Origin of the sequence: Actinomycetospora atypica (assembly GCF_042653685.1) — a bacterium.
In the GTDB taxonomy this organism is placed as follows: domain Bacteria; phylum Actinomycetota; class Actinomycetes; order Mycobacteriales; family Pseudonocardiaceae; genus Actinomycetospora; species Actinomycetospora atypica.
On the sequence record NZ_JBHSIV010000079.1, the window covers coordinates 1 to 1,570 of the forward strand.

Consider the following 1,570-nt stretch of genomic DNA (forward strand, 5'->3'; position numbering starts at 1 on the left):
CGGTGGGCGGGGGCGGCCCGGTGGGCCCCGGCGCGCGGCGGCCCCGACGGCGGCGCGGTGGGCACCGGCGCGGCACGGTGGGTCCCCCCGCGGGCGGGTGCGGGGAGGCTCCGGGCCGCGCGGGGCCGGACCTGGAGCCGGACGGAGGCGGCGGGGTGATCGGTCACGAGCGCCCCGCGGGGACCCGGGGCGCCTCCCACGGCGCGCGCCCCTCGGCGGCGACCCGCCGGTAGAACGCGTCCTGGGTGGCCGCCAGGGCGTCCCAGTCGTGGATGCGGGCGAGGTCGGGGCCGCGGCGGGCGGTCACGGCGCGGCGGGGCTCGTCCTCGACGAGGGCGACGAGGGCCTCGGCGTAGTCGGCGGCGTCGAGACCCGGCACGAGCACCCCGCCGTCGGCGGGGACCACCTCGCGCAGGCAGTCGATGTCGAACGCCACCACGGGGGTGCCGACGGCGAGCGCCTCGGCGGCGACGATCCCGAAGGTCTCGAACCGCGAGGGCACCGCCGCCACGCGGGCGCGCGACACCAGCTCGGCCTTGTCCCGGCCGGCCACCCAGCCGAGGAAGCGGACCCGGTCGGCGATCCCGCGCTCCCGGGCGCGCTCGCGCAGCGCGGCCTCGTCGGGGCCGGTCCCGGCGAGCAGCAGGTCGCCCTCGACGCGGTCGGCGGCGAGCGCCCAGGCGTCGAGCAGCAGGTCCAGGCCCTTCTGGGCGATCTCCAGGCGCCCGACGAACACGACGTCGCGACGCTCGCGCACCGGGGCCGGCGGCACCGAGAACGCCACCGGGTCGACGCCGTTGCCGATCACCGCGACCTCGGCGCGCGGGCTCAGCGCCTTCGTCGCGGCCCCGACGCCGTGCGACACGGCGACGATCCGGCGGTGGGTGCGCACCGCGGCGCGCTCCACCCAGTGCACTGGCACGTGGTACTGCGCCGCCTTCTCCTTCGCGTTGAGCCACTGCACCACCCCGACGACGGGGCGCCGGGTCCAGGCCGGGATCGCCATCGAGGAGATCGGCGCGAAGAAGTCCTCGACGACGAGGTCGACCGGCCCGGGGGCCGAGGCGGTGTCGCCGGCGTGGCGACGGCCGGCGCGGCGGGCGGCGACGAACGCGGCGGCCATGTAGGCGAGCAGGCGCGTGAGGCGGGTGCGGCCGCGCCCGACGCCCGGGTGCACCCAGGCGACGCTCCCCCGGCCGTGCCGCTCGACGCGGTCGAACGCCCCGGGGTAGCGGCCGGTGAGCACGGTGACGTGGTGTCCGGCCGCGGCGAGGCGCCGGTCGATCTCGGCGGTGCGCAGCGCGCCGCCGCCGGAGCCCGGCATCGCCGGGTCCTCGAAGGCGAGGTGCAGGACGTGCAGGCCGCCGCCCTCCCGGTCCGGGGCGCCCCCCGACGGCGCGGGCGCGACCCGGCCCGCGAGCACCGGCAGCCCGACGATCCCCAGCCCGAGGACGACCACCGCGGCGACCCACAGCGCGGGCGAGAACGCCCGCGCGGCGGCCAGGACCACGACGACCGCGACGGCGTCCGCGTCCCCGGTGACGGCGGCCCGGCGCAGCGCCGCGGCGGC

At 80.2% G+C, this 1,570-nt stretch carries 1 protein-coding gene; it reads right to left on the bottom strand.

All coding sequences use genetic code 11. From position 1 onward, the window contains the following. Window positions 1–163: 163 nt before the first annotated feature. Window positions 164–1,570, bottom strand: a 1,407-nt coding sequence (locus tag ACFPBZ_RS29370; protein WP_378039646.1) for a glycosyltransferase family 4 protein, incomplete at its 5' end; no start/stop codon positions are given.